Consider the following 23,889-nt stretch of genomic DNA (forward strand, 5'->3'; position numbering starts at 1 on the left):
TGAAATTTAGTTTTAACGTTTTCAACTTTTAGCCAAATGAAATTGAAAAACAGAATTATGCCTGCCATGTTATTTTTCGGCGTGGTAGCCTTCTCATCTTGCGATGACAGGGAAAAAGATACACTTCAGCCGACCTTTGAGCAGGGTGCTATCTCTCATGTAATGGTAGACTCTTCGGAGGTAACCTCTTATAACTATGCAGGTAAATCGCTTACCCAGATAAACTACTACGACAAGGAAACCGGTGACCTGGAATCTTTCGAGAAGTTTATCCGCGATTCAAAAGGCAACCTTATCAAATCTTCGACTCATGCTGGTACTAACCACGCTATGCTGTCGGAGCAGGATTACAAGTACAATGACAAGAACCAACTGACACAAACTACAACTTCTTACTACAATGGCAGCAGCCTGGAGTACAGCGCTGTTACCACGTTTGCTTACAACTCTAAAAAAGAGTTAGAGAAGAAAACAGTTTATGAAGGCAAAGAAGTGGCGACTGCAAAACTGAAGTCTTACACCACCTACGAGGTGCTTCCGAATGGCAACTTTGGCCAGGAAAAACAATATGTAGTAGATAGCAAGGGCACTGGCAAACTGTTCTCTACCACTACATATTCATACGACTCTAACCAGAATCCATTTTTTGCCCATGGTGAGCCGGGTGCAGCAGCCAGCCCAAACAACATGACCGTAGCTTCTACACTGGTACACGCCAGCAAAAAGGCTTACCGTTATACTTACACCTACAAGTATGATGAGCGCGGCTACCCAACCAGCCAGACGGTGACTTCGCCAAACGGCCAGGCACAGACCTTTACTTATTTGTATAGCAATTAAGTAAAAAGCACATTAGTTTAAGCCAAAGCGGCTGCAGGATTAGTCTTGCAGCCGCTTCGGTTTTTATGCTGCGTGTATTGTACCAGATACAACTATAAATAGCTATATTTGCTTTAAACCTCACATTTAACTGATGTCAAAAACTAAAATAACCGTAAACAATAACGGATCGCTTCGCATTGAAGGTGACTTTGAAATAGTGGATAAGGATGGAAACGTATATGGCTTAGGTGGCCGCACGCTGGTTTCTGTGTGTCGTTGTGGTCTGTCTAAAAACAAACCGTTCTGCGACGGCTCGCACAAAGGCCACTTTGAGCACGATGCCCAGGCATTTGACCTGCCTGAAAAGAAGGCTTAACTATAAACTATAGTTGATACGATAACTTACACTATGGCTGAACGCTTTGTAACTATAGCTGCTTTTAACGAACCCACCGAAGCCCACATTATGAAAGGCCGGCTGGAGGCGGAGGGCATCCTTTGCTTTCTTAGCGATGAGCATATAGTTGGTGCCCAGCCTTTTTACTCTGTGGCTGTTGGTGGCGTAAAACTTAAAGTTACTGAGCAGGACGAGGAAGAGGCACGTGCTGTGCTGGCCCGTATACAGGGCGGCAGCAGCGAGTTTTTATTGGATGACAATATAGAGCTTGCCCCGCCCATGCAGGAACATGTTATAGCTACAACCTGCCCCAACTGCGGTTCGGATCGTATTGCCGAAGAAAAATATAACAAAACAGTATTTTCGCTGAGTTACCTGCTCTTTGGTTTCCCGTTGCCTTTCCTGAGCCATAAATACAGGTGCTATAACTGTGGCCATGCCTGGAAGCTAAAATAAAAAAGGGAGCCTTACACGGCTCCCTTTTTTACTTCCGGTCGTAGTATTTAAAAAGCCTGCTCAATAAATGGTTTTGGAAAAGTGGTCCACACATCATCTCCGGGACGATCGATAGGCAATTCATCCAGCCGGTTGTAACGGCGCATATCTACCCAACGGTGCCCTTCAAAGTATAAAGAATAGCGACGCTGATATAGCATTTCATCTATAAGCGCTTCTTCTGTAAGCGGCCCGACATACGGCCCTACCCCATGCCCTTGCCTGATAATGTTCAGCGCCCGTACAGCTTCCAAAGTATTTCCGGTCTGTATGTTTGTCTCTGCATAAATCAGAATCAGTTCTTCGTTGCGGATAATCGGGATCGGGTCTGTGTTTGTCTTATACACTGCTACATCGTACTTGCCCGACAAATTATCAAGGGATGCAGCTTCATCCCGTAGTAATACTTTCGAGATCCGGTCATCATTTGGTGCGATGTCGCTAATATAACTTGGATGTGCAATGCGTATTTCTCCAGAGGAATTTGGTGCCACGAACACCGGATTCAGCAGGTCGCCGGAAGAAGAACTGAATGTATAGTACACCCCTTTATCAAAATCGGTACTCAGGTCTAAAAACGAATCTCCCAGTAACTCCAGGGCTTCTCCAAATTCTTCACGGTAAACGGCTACACGCGCAGCAAGCGCCCGGTTAAACTGCAGAAAACCTTCCGGATCGTTAAAACCGTCAAATCCTTCTGATAACGTAAACGGAAACTCCTCACCGGCAGCTGCAATATGCGCTGCCCCTTCATCCAGCAACAACGCAATCGAATCCAGGGCCGCTTCCCGTTCCACAAATGGCCCGAGATTATCAGGGTCATTAACATCTAATCGGATACCCGGCTCATACATCATGGTCAGGTTAAGGAGCAACTGATGCGCTTTTATGGTATTTGCAAAAGCCAGATAGCCCTCCCGCTCTTCATCTGAGATCAATGTCGTATTGTTGGCCGATGCAATCAGGATATTTGTATTCTTTACCACCCTGTAGCGACCTGCCCAGGGGTTTGTAGTATAAAACGTGTTATCATCCAGCACAGAACTACCCTTCCCTAACAGATCGGCAGTAAAACGTGGGTCAGCACTGGAAAAACGATAGTGTTCACGGCCAATCATACCCATGTTATCATAATAAGTGGCTAAGAACGTACGCATGCCAGCTTCAGTACCTACCACCAGGTTATTCAGGTCGTCCACTGTCGCGTTTACCAGCACAGATTCAACAGTTGGGTTATTGGGATCCGGAATATCATCAATTTCGCAGGCTGGCAACATGCCTATTACTGCCAGAAGCGCCATTACCGGTTTAACTTTTAATGCATTTATATACCTTTTCATAATGATCATATTTAAAATTAGAAACCGATAGAGAGATGCAGGAAATACCTTTTAGAGGAAGGGAAAGGGGTTACATCCACCCCGGTAGACAATCCGTTGCCACCGAAGTTGGAGACTTCGGGGTCGTAGCTGTCATAATCGGTTATGGTAAACAGGTTATTGGCAGATAGCCCGATCTTAGCCTGTCGTACTATACCACTGAAAACACCTTCCAGTAAACTGGTGGGCAGTGTATAATACAACCCGATCTCACGCAACCGCAGGTAAGATGCATCCTGCACGAAGGGCTCTGCCGTTACCCCCAGGGCATCGGTACGCTCTTTGGCATTGGGTATACCATCTCCTTCGTCGTCATCATCATAATCAAAAGAGGTGCCGCCGAGGTCTGTCAGCAACTGGGTCAGGTTTATGTTATCGCCGCCTTCTTTCCAGTGCAACAGGAAGGAGAAAGTCAGGTTCTGTTTGATAGTAAAGAAATTGTGGAAGTTCATCTGAAAATCCGGAGCAGCATCGCCAAGCACAACCACGCCCTCATCACCTTTTATACCTTTGATCTGAGTCGCTGATTTACCTTCTTCTATAAAAAATGTGCCCAATGTATTACCAAATCCTCCCAACGGAAAAGCAGGAACATCCAGTTCTGTTATTTCAGAGTTGTTAACCCAGTAACTGATCCTGGAATCCCATTTAAAGCCGGCAACATCGAAAGGAGTTGAGCTAAGTGACAGTTCTATGCCACGGTTTCGCAACTCGCCGGCATTTACTATGCGCGTACTGAAACCGGTTGAGCCCGGCACGTTCTGCACCAATATAAGATCCGAGACCGTTTTCACATAGTAGGTAGCTTCCAGTATGGCCTTATCTCCCAGTACACCAATGTCTACTCCGGTTTCAAATTCTTTCTGACGCTCCTGTTTAATATCTGCGTTACCGCGCTGTATCGGAACTATAATACCCGGGTTTCCGCCAATATTGAAGGGTGAAAATGAAGTATACTTAGAGCCAAATGGCGGGAAACCGCCAGCCTCGCCGTATGCTGCCCGAAGCTTGAGCATATTTATACTCTCCTGTGTCCAGAAACCGAAGTTGGCAAGGTTCAGGGCCAGCGAGAATTTAGGGAAAGCCACGAACTCATTTACATCAGCGTTATTTGATGACTTATCAAGGCGCAACCCTGCAGTAGCAATGATGCGGTCGCTGAAGTTAACTTCTTCCTGGAAGAACAACCCTTTGTTTCTGACCGGAAGCTGCGTCTGATCCACAGTTACAGCACTCGACTGGTCCAGGTTTGTCTGGGAACCAATAAGCTGCGTGGCTATAGTTAGTACCTGGTCCTGGTTGAAGTTTTCGCGGGTAGCGCCAATGGTTGTTGTAAAATCAAGGGTATTGTCTGCCACCGACAGGTTGTTTACAACGAATGCAGCAAAGTTGGTGTTCAGGTTATAGTTGTTACCCTGGATAGAGGTGCCCTGATTCCCGTTCCGCTCGAACTGTAATATTCTCGGGAAGATGGCGATCGTTTTAAGGTTGTAAAAGTCCAGGCCTGCACGTAATACCAGTTTGGTACTGCTTAAGTCAGTAGTATACAGGTTTGTATTTAAGGTAAAGCCACCCAGGAAACGGTCTATATTTTCTTTGTTCGTCATCAGGTCGCGGGTTTGCAGAAAGTTGGAAGCTGCAAACGGGTTATCCGGATACAAACCGCTATCATCCCTGAATAAATCTACAAAGCTTGGCGTACTGGATAAAGCTACACCAAAAGAAACACCGGCATTATCGTTATTGGTGAGGCCGCGTTTTGCTATAGAATTGATATAGTTGGTGCTTAAACTAAAATTAAATCGGTTGGAGATCTCGTGATCCAGGTTAAAGCGCAGTGACTTTTTTCGTAGCCAGTTCGTTTAATAATACCTTCTTCATTCTGCACCAGGCCACCTACATAAAACTGTGTTTTTTCGCTTCCGCCGCTTATGTTCAGGCGGGTATTATACAGCATCCCCTTGTTGCCGTATAGTTCCTTTTCGTAATCAATCAGGCGGCCTGCATTACGTGCTTCTATAAACTGTTCAACAAGTTCAGGTCGGTCAAGGTAAGTAGAGGCTACCCGCTCTTCTGTAAAATTGCGCATACCTAATAAATGTGCAGCCTTGGTAAATCCCACATCCTGCGAAACATCAACCAAGGTTTTGCCAGCCGTTCCACGTTTTGTTGTGATGATAACAACGCCTGCTGCTGCCAGCGAACCATAAATAGCAGCTGCGGAGGCACCTTTCAGTACTTCTATCGTTTCTATGTCGTCGGGGTTGATATCTGCTATGCGGTTAGAAGCGTTATCCTGGTTTGATGCATTTCCCTGGTTGGCAGCAGCTGTAACCACATTCAGTCCACCTGAAATGCTGGAGTTGTCTACAATTATCCCATCAATAACATAGAGTGGCTGCGCATTGCCAAAAATGGAAGTTACCCCGCGCAGTTTCATGGCAATACCCCCGCCCGGCGCGCCCGAGTTCTGGACAACGTTTGCGCCCACCAGTTTGCCACTGATAGCAGCATCCATGGTCTGGGGCGTTGTGATGCCTGATATCTCACGGGTATTTATAGTAGAGACTGCATTCGCGGCATTTGTCCGTTTTACAGTTGTAGCAAGACCCGTCACTACAACTTCGCTGAGACTGGTGGCTTTTTGAACAAGCCGGATGTTAAGTTCTGTTAAAGCCGGAGTAACGCTTACTGTTTGCGATACATACCCCAGAAACGAGAAGGTGATTCTGCCATTTTCAGAAGGCAGGGTAATGGAATAATTACCGTTTACATCGGTACTGGTGCCTGTAGTGGTACCCACCACCACAACTGCTACGCCTGGCAGCGCATTACCTGATCCGGAATCAGTAACTCTGCCGCTAACAGTAGTTTGCCCCTGCACTATAAACGGCAAAAGCCAGCATAGCAAAGCCAGCAGCTTAAGCGAGTAATGCTTTTTCATAAAGAATATCTAATATGGTAAATAAATAGAGGGCTTTGGAGGAGCTACGGGTTAGGGCAGCTGTGTACCATTATACGGTTTGCATTAATTAAAGTATGATTTTACTAATAACAATACAATTGAAATCACATAATTATATAACTATTATAATATATATAAATACATGCATCCCTTGTTATAAGGCTTAAAGTTTAGGATCTCATAAAAAGAGAACGGCGAAAACAAACCGCAGCTGGCACAAAAAAACCGTAGCCTGTGAGGCTACGGTGATTTACGTTTTCCGGGTAAGGCAGCTTATTTTGAAGTCAGTTCGTTTACAAACTGCACATATTCCGCACGGGCTTCTTCCTGGCTTTTACCCTCCTGTTTTTTCCAGGCATCCCATTTGGCAATATTCTTAAAGTCGAAACCGCCCGGGCGCTCTGTGTTCACATCTCCTTCTGAGCCCTGCTTATACAAGGCGTATAGTTTAAGCAGCACATCGTTCGATGGGCGTTCGGTTAACGTTTTTGAGCGCTCAACCGCGCTTTCAAATTCCTGTTGTGTAGCCATAGTTCAGTTTATAGTTTGAGAGGATTCCAAATTAACAAAAAGTAGTATGCAAGCATAACGTTAGCGTATTTTATTTTTGTAGAAAAACCGCGTATATTTAGTTGCCGCCACACAGGCTGCAGCTCATCACTTAAACCCAAGCACAAATTATGAAGAAACTGAAACCCGCAGCAGCCTATGTAGGTACGCTGCTTTCGGCTTCGCTTGTAGTAGGTACAGGCTGCTCTACGAGCAACACCACTACTGCCACCAATACCACCATAGAACAAACGGAAAGCACCGCCACAGCGGAGCCTATACCGCCGGTTGCCAAAAAAGTACCTAAAGAACTTACAACACACGGCGACACCCGCATCGATAATTATTACTGGATGAACCAGCGCGAAGATCCGGAGGTTATCGCCTACCTGAACGCTGAAAACGACTACACTAAATCAGTGATGGCTGACACTGAAGAGCTGCAGGAAAAGCTTTTTAAAGAAATTGTAGGCCGTATTAAGCAAACTGACGAATCGGTACCTTATAAAAAGAGCGGTTATTTTTATTATACACGTTTCGAAGCAGGAAAAGAATATCCTGTTTATGCCCGTAAAAAAGGGACCATGGAGGCTGCTGAGGAGGTTATGCTAAATGCCAACCAGCGGGCCGAAGGACTTGGTTACTATGCAGCTGCCGGCATGAACGTAAGCCCGAACAACAACCTGCTGGCCTTTGGGGAAGATACTGTGAGCCGCCGCCAGTATACCATCCGTTTCAAGAACCTGCAGACCGGTGAGCTACTGCCTGATCGTATTCCGAATACAACCGGCGCAGCTGTGTGGGCTAACGACAACAAAACGGTATTTTACACTATGAAAGATCCGTCACTGCGTTCGTATAAAATCTTCCGCCATACACTGGGCACACCATCGTCGCAGGACAAGGAAGTGTACCACGAAGCAGACGAAACCTTCGGTACATTTGTATACAAAACAAAGTCTGACAAATACATTATCATCGGCTCAAGCAGCACTATGGCGCAGGAGTATCGCTATGTAGATGCATCTAACCCTACTGCTACCCTAAAGGTAATTCAGCCAAGAGAGCGTGGTCTGGAGTACGATGTGGATCATTTCGGCGACAGCTTTTACATCAGAACAAACAAAGATGGCGCGACCAACTTTAAGCTGATGAAGACCCCGGTTGGCAAAACCACCAAAGAGAACTGGAAAGAGGTTATTGCGCACCGCCCGGACACTTACCTGGAAGGAACTGAGATATTTAAAGATTACCTGGTGCTGCAGGAGCGCAAAAACGGCCTTACACAACTGCGCATCAAAAAATGGAACGACCCGAAAACCGACTACTATGTTGATTTTGGCGAAGAAGCTTATACAGCCGGCATCAGCATAAACCCTGATTTCGACAGCAAAGTATTGCGCTATAGTTATAGTTCGCTTACCACACCAAGCTCTACCTACGACTTTAACATGGTTACAAAAGAGAAAACACTGTTGAAGGAACAGGAAGTAGTGGGTGATTTTGACAAGAACAACTATGAGTCGAAGCGCGTGTACGCTACAGCCGATGATGGCACTAAAATACCGGTATCGCTGGTTTACCGCAAAGGCCTGAAACTGGATGGCAACAATCCTACCCTGCTGTATGCTTATGGTTCGTATGGCATCAGCATGAACCCTGGCTTTAACTCCAGCCGACTGAGTTTGCTGGATCGCGGTTTTGTTTATGCTATCGCGCACATCAGGGGTGGCCAGGAAATGGGTCGCCAGTGGTACGAAGACGGCAAAATGATGAAGAAGAAAAATACCTTCACCGACTTTATTGATGCTTCGGAGTTCCTGATCGATCAGAAATACACCAATCCGGACAAACTGTTTGCTCAAGGTGGCAGCGCCGGCGGCTTATTGATGGGTGCTGTAGTGAACATGCGTCCGGAACTATATAAAGGCGTGCACGCAGCCGTACCATTTGTGGATGTGGTAACTACTATGCTGGATACCAGTATTCCGCTAACTACGGGTGAGTTTGATGAGTGGGGCAACCCGGCTGAGAAAGCAGCTTATGATTATATGCTCTCTTACTCGCCATACGACAACGTAGAAGCCAAAGCATACCCGAACATGCTGGTAACTACAGGCTTGCACGACTCTCAGGTACAGTATTTTGAACCGGCCAAGTGGGTAGCCAAACTGCGCGAGATGAAAACGGACGACAACCTGCTGCTACTGCAAACCAACATGGAAGCAGGCCACGGCGGTGCATCCGGCCGTTTCCGCCCTTACCGTGAAACCGCCCTGCAATATGCTTTCTTCCTGAAGCTTGCAGGTATTAATGAATAATTAATGAATAATGAGGAGTGATTGATTCCTGAGTTATTACATTACCACAATACCTAAAAAGTCCCGCTGCTATAGTTTAGCAGCGGGACTTTTTGTTCTATAGTTGTCATTCCAAGTGAAGCAAGGAATCTATTTAGTATTCAGAACAGATCTCTCCTATCGTCGAGATGAGAAATTACTTACTCTAGTAAGATAATATCTTATCTAACGCTTACCACAATTTTCCCGAACTGCTTACCGGCTTCCATGTAGCGCATGGCTTCTTCGGTTTTCTCCAGCGGGAAGATGCTGTCAACTATAGGAATTACTTTTTTCTCACGCACAAAGGCTACCATCCTGGCAAAGTCTTCGTTTGTCCCCATTGTGCTGCCGTAAATAGCCAGTTGTTTCCAGAAGATCTCAGCGGGATTTAGTTGCCCGATCATGCCGGTTGTGCCGCCGTACATACCTATTCTGCCGCCCGGTTTAGCCAGTTTTACCAGTTGCACAAACCCTTCGCCGGCTGCGCCGTCTATGCTTACATCAAAGCCACCAACTATAGTTTTCAGCTCTTTGCCCCAGTTCTCTTTTTTATAGTTGATGCCACCCGTTGCCCCCAGTTTTTTTGCAGCTTCAATCTTTTCGTCAGAGCCTGAAGTAACCCAAACCTCTGCTCCCGCTGCTACGGCAAATTGCACGGCAAACAACGCCACTCCTCCGCCTGCGCCGGTTATCAGCACTTTTTCGCCAGCTTTAAGACTGCATTTAGTAAACATAGCACGGTAAGCGGTTACACCAGCCAATGGTAAGGCCGCAGCTTCTTCGAAAGTCAGGTGTTCCGGTTTCTCGTGCAGGTTGGTGGCGCGCACTTTTACAAACTCGGCAAAGGCACCATCTTCCGGCATACCCAACACTTTAAAGTTTTGCCCATGCGCGCGCGGGTTATCGCCCCAGTCCGTTGACGGATCTATGATCACTCCTTTTCCAATCCAGCTTTTATCAACATCCTCGCCCACTTCGGTAACTATACCGGCGCCATCAGAACCCAGTATAGTTGGGTACTCTTTCGTAAAATAGCGGCCATATTGTATGTACACGTCGCGGTGGTTCAGAGCTGCGGCTTTTACCTGCACTATAGCTTCGCCGGGACCGGCAACTGGCTTCTCTTTTTCAATCAGTACAAACGGAGAATTTATGGCTTCGAGGTATATGGCTTTCATGAAACAGTTTATAGTTTGATGTTATGCAAAGGTATCATTTCTGGCAAAAGGGCAAAGCAACTATAAGGTTGGCATTTATAGTTTCAGCGCTTAACTTGCAACTATAGCCACAACAACTCATGAACAACTATAGCATACGCACAGCCAGCCTATCCGACATACCAACTATAGAATCGCTGGCTGAAGCCACCTGGGAACCAACCTACAAACACATTTTATCGAAAGAGCAGATAGATTATATGTTTGACCTCATCTATAATAAAGAAGCACTGGAGCAGCAAATGGATGACGGGCAAACATTTGTACTGCTATTTGGCGATGATAAGCCGCTGGGGTTTGCAAGCTATAGTTTAAGAAATGCTGAAGAGCAACTATACAAACTCAACAAGATATACCTGGTGCCGGAGTGCCACGGCAAAGGGCTTGGCCGAAAACTGATCACTTACGTAGAGAACGCAACCCGCGAACTGGGTGCCAGAATGATAGACCTGAACGTGAACAGGTACAACAAGGCTAAGCTGTTTTATGAGTCGTGCGGGTATTATGTGCACCACGAAGAAGACCTGGCGATAGGCCCCTACTGGATGAACGACTACGTAATGCGGAAGCAACTATAACTTAAAAAGGGCAGCCATGTGGCTGCCCTTTTTCACTACTTTAAACTTAAGCAAACAAAACTTTAGCTTTATTACATGTGTGCGATCGGATCCGCATTACCATCAGGATCGTTAGACACATACCCGTCAGTGCTGATGTTACCTAACAGCAACAGACCAGCAACGTGCGGCGATGCCATAGAAGTACCACTGATCGTGTTGTAGGTCCCACCTTTCCAGGTAGACTTGATGCTTACACCAGGTGCGCAGAAATCTACAGGAGGGTTGCCATAGTTAGAGAACGATGCAAAACGGTTGTTTACATCCATAGCAGATACTGTGTACACATTGCTGTGGTTTACACGCGCAGGAGATGAATTGTTAGCGTGCGTGCTTTCGTTACCGGCAGCTAAAGCAAACTTAATGCCTTTGCCGGCAGCAGCAAGAACAGCCTGATCCAGAGCTGCAGATACCGGGCCACCTAAACTCATGTTTGCGGCGTCTCCTGATTTAGCGTTAGCAGCCACATAATCTACACCGGCAATTACGCCAGAGTAAGCGCCGCTACCACGGGAGTCAAGCACTTTTACAGCCACTACAGTTGCACCGTAAGCTACACCCACTACGCCGATACCGTTACCTTTAATAGCACCAATTGTACCAGCTACGTGTGTTCCGTGTCCGTTACCGTCATCAGCACTACCGGCATCTCTACCGGACGTAAACATTGTTACGCTTCTTGCAACATCAACATTCAGGTCTGGGTGGTCCAGGTCTATACCAGTATCTATAACCCAGGCAGTTTTACCGGCACCGCTGGCAGAACCAACACGCGTAATACCATAAGGAATTTCCTCGCCTGTTGAGCCGCCGCCACCAGTTCCTGGCTTGGCAAGGGCTACTATTCTGTCCTGCTCAATATAATCTATACGCTCATCACCACGAAGTCTTTTAACATCAGCCGGCGATAGTTTTGCAACTACACCTACCAGCGCTTTGCCGTAAGATCTTTCGATAGCGAAGTCAGTAATATTGTTCTCATTAAAAACCTCCACACCAAACTGGCGGGCACGTTCAACACTCTGTGCATATGTAGCCGTTTCGCTCATACGCAAATTACCTTGTTTAAATACAACTATGTACTGTCCACTGATCGGGGCTCCGTTCTCGCCATTCAGCTGAATTGCATCTTCTGTAGCTACGGCATCAACAGCTTCGTTGTCGCAGGCTGTAAACGTACAAGATACTGCAACAACAGCAGTTCCCAGCAGTAAAGACCGCATAGTGTTTCGAATTTGTAAGGTGTTTTTCATTTGTTTTTAAGGTGTTAAAGTTAAAATAATAGGTATTAAATAAATCCGGATTTTATGTAAGATATTGAATCATCGATACATATACAAATGCAAATATATAAAAGACTAAATTGATGCCTAAAAACAGCCCTTAACATACCTGAATAGGCGATATTTTTTTCGGGGCCCGAACAGCTTCCCTTCTCTCCCACTTTAACATCCCCAAAAACCACTTTTACCAGTATCTCACTCCAGCGCCTCTCTTTACAGATGTAGCAACGTATACCTGTTTTACTATGGAAGTAGTTACAGGCAAAATGCACATTATCAATATAGTGCTATTTACAGTATTACTATGAGCTTATAGATTGGCATAAATGATATGAATTTTGTAGCTTGAACCTGAACAAAAAAGCAATCGCCGTGAAAAACCTGCCTTTTAAATTTTCTTTAAATAATATATTCCTGATTCTCAATATTTTATTTATAGTTGCATGTGGCCAGAAGCAGGAATCGATTGTCAGCGAAATGGAATTATCTGCAGCGCTCTCACCAAGCTCTGATACGATTCCATTATCTCCTGGAAATGTAAGGGATGTTTTAACTGATTATGCGAAAAATCACCCGGATAGCATTGCTGTTATCAGCACACGGCATGGTAATATAAAAGTGCGCCTGTATAAAGACACGCCCTTGCACCGTGCTAATTTTGTTCGGCTTACCAAATCAGGTTTTTACAACCAGGGCGAGTTTTACAGGGTTGTTAAAGGATTTGCCATACAGGGCGGCGACTCTGATAACCGAACCATGAAACAGACAGTCTATAAAATTCCGCAGGAGTTTAACCGCAAGTATATACACAAGAAAGGCGCCCTAGCCATGGCCCGCTACGGCGACGAACAGAACCCGGATAAAGAGTCATCATCACACAACTTTTACATTGTGCAGGGCGAACCGGTTCCACTTCACGAGATCCGAGCCTGGGAAGAGAAACATGGCATTAAATATACACCGGAAGAGGTAAAGCTTTACCAGACTATTGGTGGCGAACCATCATTAGACACCGAGTATACGGTGTTTGGGGAAGTAATAGAAGGACTGGATGTGGTAGATAAAATTGCCAACGAACCAGTTGATGCCAGCAGCTGGCCAAGACAATCGGTGTTGCATACTATAAAAATGGTGGAGTAGCGTTTTACTTCTCCGTTGCCTCTGTTCCGCTTTCTTTACTCGATTCATCCACAACATAAAGTGGCCTGCCCTGTACGTTGTTAAACACGCGCGCCAGGTACTCGCCGGCAATACCTAAACAAATAAGCTGCACACCGCCCAGGAACAAAACGCTTAAAATGATGGAAGCCCAACCTTCTACATAATCCTTAAAAATAAGGCGAGCCAGCAAGGCATAGATCATAACTATAAATGCACCTCCTGAGACTATAAAACCCAGCATAGAAGCCATTTTAAGCGGAAAATCTGAAAAAGAAGTAATACCATCGAAAGCAAAGCGTAACATTTTACGGTAGGTATAGCCGGTCGCGCCACCATGCCGCTCGTCGCGGGTATAGTTTATCCAGGTTTGCCGGAAGCCAACCCAGGCTACCTGCCCACGCAAAAATTTATTTCGTTCCGGCATCTGTTTCAGAACACGTACTATTTTGGCGTCCATTATCCTGAAATCGCCGGTATCCAGCGGAATGTTTACATGTGTGATTTTTGAAAGAAGGCGGTAAAAGAATTTGGCTGTCATTTTCTTCAGGTAGCTTTCGCCTTTGCGGTAAACTCTGCGTCCATATACCACCTCAAAACCTTCCTGCATTTTAGCATATAGTTGCGGGATCAGCTCAGGCGGGTCCTGCAGGTCTGCATCCATTACGACAACAGCTTTACCAACCGCTACATCCAGCCCCGCCGAAACGGCCACCTGGTGCCCGAAATTCCTACTCAGGCTTATATAGTTTACAGAAGTATTACTGGCTGCAAGCTCTTTTATAAACCGAAGTGAGTCATCCAGGCTGCCATCATTTACAAAGATCAGCTCATAGTTTACCTGCATCTGCTGTAATACAGAAAGCAACCTGTCATATAACTTAGGCAAATTGTTGCCCTCATTATAAACAGGTACCACTATAGATAAATCAGGATCAGTTGTAACGTTTTCAGTCATCAGGGTGAAAGGCAGAAATTGGTTGCTATAGTACAAATATAAGATTTATAGTCAGCCATCTGTAGCACCTATCCAGATTTATAGTTCCCCTTAAAAACAAAGGCGCTGCATTGCTGCAGCGCCTTTACCTATAGTTTATAGTTTACACTTACCAGATTTTCACACGGTTGTTCTCGGCCTGGAACATGTTATCGCCCTGCTCGCAGCCAAACGCTTCGTAAAACTGTGGCATGTTAGATACAGGCCCGTTTGTTCGGAAGCGACCCGGTGAATGTGGATCTGTGAGTATTTGCTGGTTCTGTGCTTCGTCGCGCATATTCACGCGCCAGATCTGTGCCCATGCCAGGAAGAAACGCTGCTCTGGCGTAAAGCCCGCAATCAGGCCCGGGTTCTTTTTCTCCAGTGCTTTTTGCAGTGCAGTGTAGGCAATGTTCAAACCACCGATATCTGCAATGTTTTCACCCATTGTTAGTTTGCCATTTACTGGCAAATTATCTAAAACCGTGTAACCGCTGTACTGCTTATCCACCATAGCGGCGCGGGCATTAAATTTCTCCAGGTCTTCTTTGCTCCACCAGTCTTTCAGGTTACCTTCAAAGTCATATTTGGCACCCTGATCATCGAAACCATGTGTTAGTTCGTGGCCGATAACTGCACCCATACCGCCATAGTTAACAGCGTCGTCTGCGTTAGGATCAAAGAACGGAGGTTGTAAAATACCTGCCGGGAACACGATCTCGTTCATGCTCGGGTTATAATAAGCATTTACAGTAGGAGGCGACATAAACCACTCGGTACGGTCTACTGGCTGACCAATTTTACCGATGTTTTTACGGAACGCAAACTGGCTGGCGCGCATCACATTCTCGGCATAAGAATTACGGTTAATATCGAGTCCTTTATAGTTCTCCCACTTATCAGGATATCCGATTTTAACAGCAAAGGCATTCAGTTTTTCCAGGGCGCGTTTCTTTGTTTCTTCGCTCATCCAGTCCAGGTCACGAACGTGTTCTTTAAAGGCTTCCTGTAAATTATTAACCATTTCAAGCGCTTTCTGCTTGGCTTCCGGCGAGAACGTTTTCTGTACATATAACTGCCCTAACGCTTCGCCCATGGCACCATCCGTAGCCTGCAGCACACGTTTCCAGCGAGGCTGCATTTCTTTGGCTCCATTCAGTACCTTGCCATAAAAGTTAAAGTTTTCCTGCACAAACTCCTGGCTCAGGTATGGTGCGGATGTACGGGCCAGATGCCAGCGTGTGTAGGTTTTCCAGTCGGCTACGGGTATACTTTTCAGCATACCGCTCAGCTCTTTAAAGAAAGCAGGCTGCCCCACTATAAGTTCTTTAGACGACTGCGCTCCCATATTTGTCAGGAGCTGGGTAATTTTCAGGTTTGGATTTTGCCTGGCAAATTCCTGGATAGTCATTTTGTTATAGTTGGCATACGGGTCGCGCAGTTCCACGCGGGTTCTGGAAGCCTTCGCCAGCCTGGTTTCAATGTCCATTACCGTTCTGGCCTTTTTCTGGGCAGATGCAGCATCATCTCCTATTAACCGGAACATGTTCTGCAGGTGCTTCAGGTATTCTGTGCGGATGGTTTTAGAACGCTCATCCTCTTTCAGGTAATAATCACGGTCTGGCAAGCCCAAGCCGCCCTGCATGGCCCATAATGCATATTGTGTGCTTATTTTATCATCCTGGGTAACATACATCGTAAAGTAGCCGCTTACGCCTTTGGTTTTAAGGTCAGCAACTGTCTTTAGTAGTTCGTCGGTAGTTTTAGCAGCGGCAATTTGTTCCATTTCTGGTTTAATAGGTGTCATGCCTGCCTTGTTAACAGCCACGGAGTCCATGCCTGCCGCATAAAAATCGCCTACCAGTTGTGCCGGCGAGCCTTTTGTTACTGTGGTGTTCGAGGCTGCCTCTGTCAACAGTTCGCGTAGTATAGCGTTATTCTTTTCGGCTAACTCGTTAAAAGAGCCCCACCTGCTTTCCGATGCGGGTATCGGGTTGTTTTTGACCCAGCCACCGTTCGCATACTGGTAAAAATCTTCGCAGGCATTAACTGTGGTATCCAGGTTGGCAAGGTCAAGCCCTGTTCCCATATTCATTTCCGTTGTAGTGGCAGAGGCGGTACTGGCAGCATCGTCGGAGGTGGTGGAAGAACTACAACCCGCCAGCCATAAGCCGGCAAGTGCAGCCGAAGAAAGTAACAGATATCTATTTTTCATAAGGCTATTATATTTATTTTATGTTACGGGTACAAAATTCAGTAACGAGCAATTCATCAGAATAAATACTTCATTTATAGTTTATAGTTGCTTAAAGCCGGCACCTAAAGGCTGCTATCGAAACCGAAACTATGCTCAGACAAAAAAAACGCCCCGGCTAAACTATAGCCGGGGCGTTTTGTATTTCAGAAATCAGACTTATTGTACTGGTCTGTTCTTTACATAGGTGTTCAGCCAGGTATCCATTTCCCATAACATGTGCAGGATAGATTCCTTGGCAGCATAGCCATGGCTTTCGTGCGGCAGGAACACTAAACGCGTGGTAGCTCCGTGACCCTTCAGCGCATTGTAAAAACGCTCGCTCTGTACCGGGAAAGTACCTGAGTTATTATCGGCTTCACCGTGAATGAGCAGGATCGGAGTTTTTACTTTATCTGCAAACGAGAATGGCGACATTCTGTGGTATACTTCCGGAGCTTCCCAGTAAGAACGTTCCTCCTGCTGGAAACCAAAAGGCGTTAAGGTACGGTTGTACGCACCGCTACGGGCAATACCCGCTGCAAACAGATCAGAGTGGGCCAGTAAGTTAGCCGTCATAAAAGCGCCATACGAGTGACCACCAACTGCAACACGCTTCGGGTCAACCACCCCCATACTTACTACTTTGTCGATAGCAGCTTTAGCGCTTGCTACCAGCTGTTCGTTATACGTGTCGTTTGGCTGTGCACTGCCTTCTCCTACAATCGGAATATCGGTTCTGTCCAGCACAGCATAGCCCTGTGTTACCCAGAACAACGGCGAACCGGAGCTGATACGGGTAAACTCGTAAGGAGAGCTTTTCACCTGACCGGCAGTTGCCGCATTCTTAAACTCGCGCGGGTAAGCCCACATCAGCATTGGAAGCGGTGCGTCGCCTTTCTTGTAATCTTTCGGCAGGTATAAAACAGCGTTCAGTTTTACACCATCGTTACGCTCGTACTGCAGCATTTCTTTCTGCACACCTTCCAGTTGCGGAGTTGGGTGCGGGAAGGTAGTTACCTGCGTCAGTTGCTTTTTGCCCAGATCGCGCACAAAATAGTTAGGTGCATCTTTTTCAGATTCTCTTCTGGTGATGATCTGCTTTTTATCCAGGTTAATGATATCTACCGGGCGCTCATAGTACGGCGCTTCAGAACGGAACAATATCTTTGCCTTCTTAGATTTCAGGTTAAATTCGCTCAGGAACGGGCGGTTACCTTCCGGAGATCCACCTTCCGAGATCATGTAAATGTTCTGGCCCTTTTTATCGGTTAGCAGCACGCTGCGGCCATACTTATTTTTAGTGAAAACAGGCGAACCCGGGTCATTATAACCATCTTCGTAAGAGCGCTCGATCAGAACGGTAGCTTTTCCGGGCTTTGCAGGGTCAACTGTACTTACACGTTCTGCACGGGTTTTCCACCAGCGCTCGTTTACCAGCGCCAGGTTTTCGCCCCACTGTATCCCTCTGTATCTGTACTTGGTTGTAGCCAGCTTAGCCGGCTTGGTAGTAAAAGGTGCATCCAGGGTATAAACTATATCGCGTACGGCTACTTCTTTGTTCGCGTCGCCGCCATCCTGCGCTTCTGCCCAGTACAGCGTAGCAGGCTTATCAGGGCGCCAGCTATAGTTGCGTGGTCCTTTGGCTACGGCATCAAACGCAATCGGAATGTCTTCGGCCAGCGGCAGTTGTGCCAGCTGCTTCACTACTTTACCATCGCGGCTCCAAACTTCTACGTTGTACGGAAAGTTGTAAGACGGCACTAGGTAAGAGTATGGTTTCTGCATCGTTTCAACCAACAGATACTGACCATCCGGCGACACTTCAAAACCTTTTACCACGCCAGCTTTTCCTATAGCTTGCTGTTGTCCGTCTACTGTTACCAGCTTCAGTTGCGTCTGCATGTAGTAGTCGAACAGCTGCTCGTCGTAGCGGTTTTTAAGCAAGTCCTGGTACGTGCGCGATGGCTTTACTTTACCAATGTTTTGCTGGATGGTCGGACCCGCCGGAGCCAGGGAAGGTTTTGGCATTTCGCCGCGGTTTTCATCTACAAACTTTACTACCAGCGTCTTGCTATCCGAGGTCCACTCGAATGGGCTGCCTCTGTGGGCATCGTTTATAGTTGCATTCGTCAGCTTTTTCGCCTGTTTTGTGCTGATATCGGCAATCCATAGTTCGATACCGTTGGCAACAGTGTTTGTAAAGGCGATATATTTTTCATCCGGCGACCAGGTAATGTAAGACAGCCGTGCATTTTGTGGCAAACCTTTTATCTGGCTTTCCTGGCCTCCGTTTACCTGTTTTATTTTAATGTTGCTGATAGACGACGCGCGACTCTGCCCGTTGGTAGCAGGGTTAATGCGCAGACCGGCCAGGCGGCTTTCCGGTTGTGCCAGTTCTTCAATGCTCGGGTAGCCCGGGCGCTCCAGCAGCAACATCAGGTCGCCTTTTGAGTTGATGCTTACCGATGGCGTGGCCGGTGCATCGATAATGTCGGCTATAGTTTGCGGCGGGCGTTGGTAAGAGATGTTCAGGTCCTGTGCCCCCTGCGCAAAGGCGGTGGGTGCAGGCGAGCCTCCTAACAGCAACAGCCCCAGCAGGGCTATACCTGCAGTTTTGGTTTTGTAAAGGTTCATGTCAGATAAAGTGTAAGATTAGTTTGTAGTGCTTAGATGTAATTTAAGGAGAATAGTTTAATCTAAAGAGCTCTCCCTGATCAATATTTCATATATTTAATTTTGGCAATATTATTGCTTGGAATATTGCTACACCTAAACCACAATTTTATGAAAACCAAAAACTTACTCCTCACTTTTATCATTTTTTTGCTGGGTATCGAAGCAACTTCTCAATCCAGAAATAGCCGGACGCTTGAGATACGTTCTTACGAAACATTTTTTGTCGGACCTGAGAACGAGCTCGACCTGGATACATTGATTATGCACAACAACTCCATTCTCAGGTTCGACCCTGCTAAACCAGGAAAACTGGTAGCCAGATTAGCCATAATAGGCCGCAAATGTAAAATAACTGCTAAAGGCGCCGATGGTGAAGAAGGGAACAACTTTACACCTGGCGAAGATGGCAGAAATGGCGGAACACTGGATGTATTTCTCAATTTTAAAAGTTTAGGATGGCTGATTATAGATATCAGAGGAGGAGACGGCGGTAATGGTGCAAATGGAATATCTGGGCTAAAAGGTAAACCTTCTAAAACTGAGACGCGATCTTATATCGATGCAAAAGGAAAATTGCAGACTACAACTATAGTACAGCTTGGTGATCCTGGATCTGATGGCACAGACGCTACAAGAGGGGGCAGCGGCGGAAGCGGCGGGCAACTTAAATTAACTTACGACTCAAAATTATTCACACCTACTTTCAATCAAAGTAAGAAAAAAGCGCAGAGCGTAAATATACTTTATGCAGGTGGTGTTAAAGGAAAAGACGGAACGCCTGGCAAAGGTGGTATGGGCAGTAAAGACGGTACAGTTAAATATACCCCAACCCAAGCTAGCAATACCGGACACATTGAGATTAAAAGAGCAGATGTTACCTCAAAATAATTCTGCCTGAAACAACCGAATTTACTATTTTAACCAACCCACTTGAAAAACAGCTACCTTCTTACCTGCCTGATACTGCTCCCGATATGGTGCATCTGGTCAAACGCATTCCGCTAAACTGGAAATAAAAGAAAAAGAAGTGTTTATAGTTGGGCCGGATAACATGCTTGCTGCGGATTCCCTCATCATGCACGACAGATCATCTATAAAGTTCTCTTATGATACACCCGGCATTTTAAAAGCAACAATTGCTATAGTTGGCAGTAAATGTGAGATTTTATCGAGAGATGAAAATGGCCTGGATAGTAAAAACGGGGAAGAATGGCATAAAAGGCCCTAAAGGAGAAGACATAGTACCCTATGAACTCATACCCGGCACACCCGGAACCGATGGCACAAATGCAACGACAGGCTTGCCTGGTGGCAACGGCGGCAATATCAGTTTCACGTAATCTATCAAAAAGTTTATTCCGGTTTTTAATCACTCTAAAGCCCGAAACAGCATCACGCTGCTATACACTGTAGGCGATGCAGGCAGAGACGGCACGCCGGGCAAGGGCGGCTTCCAGAGTGCAGATGGCATACTGGAACATAAAAAAGAACCAGGCTTTGTAGATAGGCAGATCAGGTTAAACAGTGCGAATACAGCTTCGATACACGATTAATTTTTCAGGTTCTCATACATAACTTTTATACTCGCAACTATAGACTAAACTATGATCCGGGCATTATCAATATCGTTATTTCTGCTCCTGAATCTTTTAGGTACAGTAAAGGGGCAATCAGTTCCTAAACTTGAAGTAAGGGCAGGGCAGGTATATGTTGTAGGACCGGACAACAGGCTTATAGTGGATACACTTGTGCTGCATAACAATGCAGAAATAAAGTTTGCTGCAAACACCACAGGCACTATGGTTGTAAAAGCGGCTTATGTTGGAGATGGCTGTACTATAACTTCAAGAGGTAGTGACGGCGAACATGGAAAACGTAACGTGCCGGCAACAAATGGCGGAAATGGTGGAGACCTCGAGCTTAATATACACTTTATAAAGCTGGGCAGTCTAGCTCTGGATACCCGGGGTGGTGCCGGAGGAAAAGGTTATATAGGAAAAAATGGAAGCAAACCTGTTACCAAAAAAGAAGCAACCAAGGTAATGGGAAAAGACGGCAATTATTCTACTGTTTACCATACAACTATAGTTAAAACAGGCTCCGAAGGCGAAAGTGGAACGGCAGCCGGTGCCGGTGGCAGTGGCGGAGATTTAACATTGACTTATAGTACCGAAGGTTTCGTTATTAACTTTAACCGTAATGCACGCTATAGTCAGAAAGCAACCAGGCACATAAATATCATGACCCAGGCAGGTAAAACCGGGATTCCCGGAAAAGACGGCCGGTCTTATGTAGGATTTCAGGAAGAAGGTGCTGCAGTTATAACAGGCGCCCCGATTCCGGCACCTTATCAGAAGCAAACCGATGGACAGTTGAAACTGATCAATGCAAACAAAAACTGATCTTGCTTAACATGAAAGAACCCGCCCCTTCCCTACTTTTACCCTATCTGAAACAATTTAGCGCATTTTGCACTTAAAGGACCAGCAACCCGTTTATTTTACATGAGCAAAAACTTCCAGACACCCGAGAAAGTGATTTATGTTTGCACCGGCAGCAAATGCAAAAAGAAAGGCGGCAAAGAAAACGGTAAGGCATTGCGGGAACTGATTAAACTCATGGGCCTGAAGGGGCGCGTGGAAGTAGTGAAGACCGAATGTACCGACCGCTGCGATTTCGCTCCTGTTATGTGTTTTCAGCCGGATAACTACTGGATGCACCACACTACCGAGCAGCAGGCTTTGCAGGCATTTAAAGATCACATACTGGATAAACCAGATACTCCCAACACATAATCACCTATAAAGCAAAAGCCTCAGGAGTTAACCGAAGGCTTTTTGTTTTATAGGTAAGAGGTGCTGCTAATACGTATCTTCGTACTTTATCTTCGGCACGCGCTTATCAATTTCATAAAGGCCGGTACCTTCCTCGCCTATTACTTCAAATAGCTCAAGGGCACGACGCGCCACATATTCTTCTTCGATCTGCTCTTTCAGGAACCATTGCAGGAACGTAAATGTAACATAGTCCTTTGATTTCTGGCAACGGTCGGCCATACGGTTAAACGCCTGGGTCACGGCTATTTCCTGCTGCAGGGCCTGCTCAAATACACTTCTCAGCGATTCGAACTCAATCTGTATATTCGTTACATCCGGCGACACAGCACGGCCACCCATATCAGACACATACTTAAATAAACGCAGCATGTGCTCCCGCTCCTCATCCGATTGTTCTTTAAAATAACCGGCACTAAAATCAAAGCCATTGCGGTCGCACCAGGCGCTCATCGACAGGTACATCGCAGAGGCGTCTGCCTCCATTTTTATCTGTTCGTTCAGTACTTTTTCAATCTCCTCTGTAAGGGATGTTCTAAGTCTCAATAAATCCTTCATAAAAGTAAAGTGCTTTTTGGAGTGTTGATGGATGCTGTACAGGTACAAAGCATCCTTTATACTTACTTAAATTAAAGGATTATGTTTAGAATTGAAAGGAACTGAGGCAAATATGGAAGCAGTCTAAATAAAAAAAGCACAGTAGTAGCTGTGCTTTCGGATATAGTTTAACGTCTTGTGTTATGCCGGTTGTGCGTACAGGCGTTCGTGCAGCATGCTGTTTAGCTGCAGCACAAATTTCGCCCCACCCAGAAGCTCTCTGAAACTATAGATTTCCGGGAGGGTAAGCACATATAGTTTTTCACAGCCAAACACGGTAATCAGTTCATAATCTGAGCACCGCCCGGTATTTACAGCCATCGTACTCAGGTCGATGCTATCAACTGCTTTTTTAAGCCGAAGGAAGGTTTCCACTTTAAGTTTAGCAACCGAGCCTGCAAAGTTAACCAACAGCCTGTTCTGTTTATCGCATTGGTAAACTGCTCCGGTATCTGTTACAAAAATCTCCTGCAAGTCTGCTGAAAATTGTATCGCTTCTCCTAACTTCACTTCTGGCTGATTCATAATGCTACAAATGTACAGGCTATTTAGAATAAGTCCAAATAAAATTAAGTGATCTTTATCATCCTTCCATGAGCACAATAGAAAAGATAAACCTCTCAGACAAGTTTAAGCAAATACCTGACTTCTGGAACCCGCGTATTGCCGGAGAATTAAACGGGCAGCAGGTAAAGCTGGCAAAGTTCAAAGGCGAATTCGACTGGCACAATCACGAACACGAAGATGAGTTTTTCCTGGTTGTGCGTGGCAGTTTTGAAATGCATCTCCGCGATAAGGTAATTACTCTTAATCCGGGAGAGTTTATAGTTATACCCCGCGGCGTAGAGCATAAACCTGTTGCGCCAGTAGAAGCAGAAGTCTTATTGTTTGAGCCTGCCTCCACCATCAACACCGGAAATTTAGAGAACAGTGATCGCACCCGGACAGATTTAGAAAGGCTGTAGTTTTATAGTTACTGCAATTCAACCACCCAGCCTCTCAGCGCTACGCTCGCTATCTTCTAAATCGTTTTCCGGTAGTCTAAGAAGGGGAGTTTTTAGGCTTTTGCTATAGTTGTGGTTTTACCCCTTCCCCTTTTATCGAGGGCCCCCTACCCCAAAACAGGGGAAGGAGCTTTCGAGCTGTCGCTATAGTTTAGGCTATCGTTTTATAGTTGCTGTTTTAACCCACCCCTGCCCCTCCCGAGAGGGGAACTCCGGCTGTTGCTATAGTTGAGGACATCGTTTTATAGTTACTGTTTGTCATCCCTCTGCCCCCTTCAAAGGGGGACTTTCTGCTACTGCTTGCCCAACTATTATTTCGACTATAAGAAGAAATCTGAGTTT

At 45.9% G+C, this 23,889-nt stretch carries 22 protein-coding genes; 11 read left to right on the forward strand and 11 right to left on the reverse strand.

The features are described from left to right. The first annotated feature begins 36 nt into the window (after positions 1-36). The 3 genes from GSQ66_RS09980 (at position 37) to GSQ66_RS09990 (ending at position 1,675) form a co-directional block, all read left to right on the forward strand. Positions 37-840, forward strand: coding sequence for a hypothetical protein (locus GSQ66_RS09980; protein WP_162427335.1), 804 nt, complete (start codon positions 37-39; stop codon positions 838-840). Between the two features lie 133 nt (positions 841-973). Next, positions 974-1,198, forward strand: a complete 225-nt coding sequence (locus tag GSQ66_RS09985) for a CDGSH iron-sulfur domain-containing protein (protein ID WP_162427336.1) — start codon at positions 974-976, stop codon at positions 1,196-1,198. Between the two features lie 33 nt (positions 1,199-1,231). Further along, the gene (locus GSQ66_RS09990) at positions 1,232-1,675 is read left to right on the forward strand and encodes a putative signal transducing protein (RefSeq protein WP_162427337.1); all 444 of its coding nucleotides are present in this window, start codon (positions 1,232-1,234) and stop codon (positions 1,673-1,675) included. Positions 1,676-1,722: 47 nt separating this feature from the next. Here GSQ66_RS09990 and GSQ66_RS09995 read toward each other — a convergent pair whose 3' ends face one another. From GSQ66_RS09995 to GSQ66_RS10005, 4 genes are all read right to left on the reverse strand, one after another. Next, positions 1,723-3,054 (reverse strand): RagB/SusD family nutrient uptake outer membrane protein, encoded by a 1,332-nt coding sequence (locus GSQ66_RS09995; RefSeq protein WP_162427338.1) that lies wholly within the window; start codon positions 3,052-3,054, stop codon positions 1,723-1,725. Between the two features lie 17 nt (positions 3,055-3,071). Further along, positions 3,072-4,931, reverse strand: coding sequence for a TonB-dependent receptor domain-containing protein (locus GSQ66_RS18800; RefSeq protein WP_202923438.1), 1,860 nt, complete (start codon positions 4,929-4,931; stop codon positions 3,072-3,074). Beyond that, entirely contained in the window at positions 4,880-6,037 is a 1,158-nt protein-coding gene (locus GSQ66_RS18805; protein WP_202923333.1) for a carboxypeptidase-like regulatory domain-containing protein, read from the reverse strand. The genes GSQ66_RS18800 and GSQ66_RS18805 overlap by 52 nt, the downstream gene beginning before the upstream one ends. Before the next feature lie 294 nt (positions 6,038-6,331). Then, a complete protein-coding gene (locus tag GSQ66_RS10005) occupies positions 6,332-6,589 on the reverse strand; it encodes an acyl-CoA-binding protein (protein WP_162427339.1) in 258 nt (85 codons plus the stop codon). 149 nt (positions 6,590-6,738) lie between these two features. Between GSQ66_RS10005 and GSQ66_RS10010 the strand changes: the two genes are divergently transcribed. Then, positions 6,739-8,928, forward strand: a complete 2,190-nt coding sequence (locus GSQ66_RS10010; RefSeq protein ID WP_162427340.1) for a S9 family peptidase — start codon at positions 6,739-6,741, stop codon at positions 8,926-8,928. 200 nt (positions 8,929-9,128) lie between these two features. On the opposite strand, the gene GSQ66_RS10015 is transcribed toward GSQ66_RS10010, so the two are convergent. Then, positions 9,129-10,127: a quinone oxidoreductase family protein gene (locus GSQ66_RS10015; protein WP_162427341.1), complete on the reverse strand. Its 999-nt coding sequence runs from the start codon at positions 10,125-10,127 to the stop codon at positions 9,129-9,131. Positions 10,128-10,246: 119 nt separating this feature from the next. Here GSQ66_RS10015 and GSQ66_RS10020 point away from each other — a divergent pair, with 119 nt between their 5' ends. After that, positions 10,247-10,744: a GNAT family N-acetyltransferase gene (locus GSQ66_RS10020; RefSeq protein WP_162427342.1), complete on the forward strand. Its 498-nt coding sequence runs from the start codon at positions 10,247-10,249 to the stop codon at positions 10,742-10,744. Positions 10,745-10,815: 71 nt separating this feature from the next. Here the strand turns inward: GSQ66_RS10020 and GSQ66_RS10025 are convergent, their stop codons facing one another. Further along, positions 10,816-12,006: a S8 family peptidase gene (locus GSQ66_RS10025; RefSeq protein WP_238395637.1), complete on the reverse strand. Its 1,191-nt coding sequence runs from the start codon at positions 12,004-12,006 to the stop codon at positions 10,816-10,818. Positions 12,007-12,411: 405 nt separating this feature from the next. Between GSQ66_RS10025 and GSQ66_RS10030 the strand changes: the two genes are divergently transcribed. Further along, positions 12,412-13,206, forward strand: a complete 795-nt coding sequence (locus GSQ66_RS10030) for a peptidylprolyl isomerase (RefSeq protein ID WP_238395638.1) — start codon at positions 12,412-12,414, stop codon at positions 13,204-13,206. Between the two features lie 4 nt (positions 13,207-13,210). Here GSQ66_RS10030 and GSQ66_RS10035 read toward each other — a convergent pair whose 3' ends face one another. The 3 genes from GSQ66_RS10035 to GSQ66_RS10045 all read right to left on the reverse strand — a co-directional run bounded on the left by GSQ66_RS10035 (position 13,211) and on the right by GSQ66_RS10045 (position 19,070). After that, positions 13,211-14,182, reverse strand: a complete 972-nt coding sequence (locus GSQ66_RS10035) for a glycosyltransferase family 2 protein (RefSeq protein ID WP_162427344.1) — start codon at positions 14,180-14,182, stop codon at positions 13,211-13,213. 148 nt (positions 14,183-14,330) lie between these two features. Further along, positions 14,331-16,415: a M13 family metallopeptidase gene (locus GSQ66_RS10040; RefSeq protein WP_162427345.1), complete on the reverse strand. Its 2,085-nt coding sequence runs from the start codon at positions 16,413-16,415 to the stop codon at positions 14,331-14,333. Between the two features lie 198 nt (positions 16,416-16,613). Next, the gene (locus GSQ66_RS10045; protein ID WP_162427346.1) at positions 16,614-19,070 is read right to left on the reverse strand and encodes an alpha/beta hydrolase family protein; all 2,457 of its coding nucleotides are present in this window, start codon (positions 19,068-19,070) and stop codon (positions 16,614-16,616) included. 150 nt (positions 19,071-19,220) lie between these two features. On the opposite strand from GSQ66_RS10045, the gene GSQ66_RS10050 reads away from it, so the two are divergent. From GSQ66_RS10050 to GSQ66_RS10065, 4 genes are all read left to right on the forward strand, one after another. Next, entirely contained in the window at positions 19,221-20,000 is a 780-nt protein-coding gene (locus tag GSQ66_RS10050; protein WP_162427347.1) for a hypothetical protein, read from the forward strand. A 163-nt stretch (positions 20,001-20,163) separates the two neighbouring features. Next, a complete protein-coding gene (locus GSQ66_RS10055) occupies positions 20,164-20,340 on the forward strand; it encodes a hypothetical protein (RefSeq protein ID WP_162427348.1) in 177 nt (58 codons plus the stop codon). A 376-nt stretch (positions 20,341-20,716) separates the two neighbouring features. After that, positions 20,717-21,514: a hypothetical protein gene (locus GSQ66_RS10060; RefSeq protein WP_162427349.1), complete on the forward strand. Its 798-nt coding sequence runs from the start codon at positions 20,717-20,719 to the stop codon at positions 21,512-21,514. A gap of 102 nt (positions 21,515-21,616) precedes the next feature. Then, a complete protein-coding gene (locus GSQ66_RS10065) occupies positions 21,617-21,907 on the forward strand; it encodes a (2Fe-2S) ferredoxin domain-containing protein (RefSeq protein WP_162427350.1) in 291 nt (96 codons plus the stop codon). A 66-nt stretch (positions 21,908-21,973) separates the two neighbouring features. Here the strand turns inward: GSQ66_RS10065 and GSQ66_RS10070 are convergent, their stop codons facing one another. Together GSQ66_RS10070 and GSQ66_RS10075 are read right to left on the reverse strand one after the other, a co-directional pair. After that, positions 21,974-22,504 (reverse strand): ferritin, encoded by a 531-nt coding sequence (locus GSQ66_RS10070; RefSeq protein WP_162427351.1) that lies wholly within the window; start codon positions 22,502-22,504, stop codon positions 21,974-21,976. Between the two features lie 180 nt (positions 22,505-22,684). After that, positions 22,685-23,068 (reverse strand): hypothetical protein, encoded by a 384-nt coding sequence (locus GSQ66_RS10075; RefSeq protein WP_162427352.1) that lies wholly within the window; start codon positions 23,066-23,068, stop codon positions 22,685-22,687. 68 nt (positions 23,069-23,136) lie between these two features. On the opposite strand from GSQ66_RS10075, the gene GSQ66_RS10080 reads away from it, so the two are divergent. After that, positions 23,137-23,508, forward strand: a complete 372-nt coding sequence (locus GSQ66_RS10080) for a cupin domain-containing protein (RefSeq protein ID WP_162427353.1) — start codon at positions 23,137-23,139, stop codon at positions 23,506-23,508. Positions 23,509-23,889 lie beyond the last annotated feature (381 nt).

The sequence above is a fragment of the Pontibacter pudoricolor genome (genome assembly GCF_010092985.1).
GTDB classification, from domain to species: Bacteria; Bacteroidota; Bacteroidia; order Cytophagales; family Hymenobacteraceae; genus Pontibacter; species Pontibacter pudoricolor.

Coding starts and splice junctions, on each gene's coding strand:
- GSQ66_RS09980 (WP_162427335.1), top strand. CDS start 37: ATGAAATTGAAAAACAGAATTATGCCTGCCATGTTATTTTTCGGCGTG.
- GSQ66_RS09985 (WP_162427336.1), top strand. CDS start 974: ATGTCAAAAACTAAAATAACCGTAAACAATAACGGATCGCTTCGCATT.
- GSQ66_RS09990 (WP_162427337.1), top strand. CDS start 1,232: ATGGCTGAACGCTTTGTAACTATAGCTGCTTTTAACGAACCCACCGAA.
- GSQ66_RS09995 (WP_162427338.1), bottom strand. CDS start 3,054: ATGAAAAGGTATATAAATGCATTAAAAGTTAAACCGGTAATGGCGCTT.
- GSQ66_RS18805 (WP_202923333.1), bottom strand. CDS start 6,037: ATGAAAAAGCATTACTCGCTTAAGCTGCTGGCTTTGCTATGCTGGCTT.
- GSQ66_RS10005 (WP_162427339.1), bottom strand. CDS start 6,589: ATGGCTACACAACAGGAATTTGAAAGCGCGGTTGAGCGCTCAAAAACG.
- GSQ66_RS10010 (WP_162427340.1), top strand. CDS start 6,739: ATGAAGAAACTGAAACCCGCAGCAGCCTATGTAGGTACGCTGCTTTCG.
- GSQ66_RS10015 (WP_162427341.1), bottom strand. CDS start 10,127: ATGAAAGCCATATACCTCGAAGCCATAAATTCTCCGTTTGTACTGATT.
- GSQ66_RS10020 (WP_162427342.1), top strand. CDS start 10,247: ATGAACAACTATAGCATACGCACAGCCAGCCTATCCGACATACCAACT.
- GSQ66_RS10025 (WP_238395637.1), bottom strand. CDS start 12,006: ATGCGGTCTTTACTGCTGGGAACTGCTGTTGTTGCAGTATCTTGTACG.
- GSQ66_RS10035 (WP_162427344.1), bottom strand. CDS start 14,182: ATGACTGAAAACGTTACAACTGATCCTGATTTATCTATAGTGGTACCT.
- GSQ66_RS10040 (WP_162427345.1), bottom strand. CDS start 16,415: ATGAAAAATAGATATCTGTTACTTTCTTCGGCTGCACTTGCCGGCTTA.
- GSQ66_RS10045 (WP_162427346.1), bottom strand. CDS start 19,070: ATGAACCTTTACAAAACCAAAACTGCAGGTATAGCCCTGCTGGGGCTG.
- GSQ66_RS10050 (WP_162427347.1), top strand. CDS start 19,221: ATGAAAACCAAAAACTTACTCCTCACTTTTATCATTTTTTTGCTGGGT.
- GSQ66_RS10055 (WP_162427348.1), top strand. CDS start 20,164: ATGCTTGCTGCGGATTCCCTCATCATGCACGACAGATCATCTATAAAG.
- GSQ66_RS10060 (WP_162427349.1), top strand. CDS start 20,717: ATGATCCGGGCATTATCAATATCGTTATTTCTGCTCCTGAATCTTTTA.
- GSQ66_RS10065 (WP_162427350.1), top strand. CDS start 21,617: ATGAGCAAAAACTTCCAGACACCCGAGAAAGTGATTTATGTTTGCACC.
- GSQ66_RS10070 (WP_162427351.1), bottom strand. CDS start 22,504: ATGAAGGATTTATTGAGACTTAGAACATCCCTTACAGAGGAGATTGAA.
- GSQ66_RS10075 (WP_162427352.1), bottom strand. CDS start 23,068: ATGAATCAGCCAGAAGTGAAGTTAGGAGAAGCGATACAATTTTCAGCA.
- GSQ66_RS10080 (WP_162427353.1), top strand. CDS start 23,137: ATGAGCACAATAGAAAAGATAAACCTCTCAGACAAGTTTAAGCAAATA.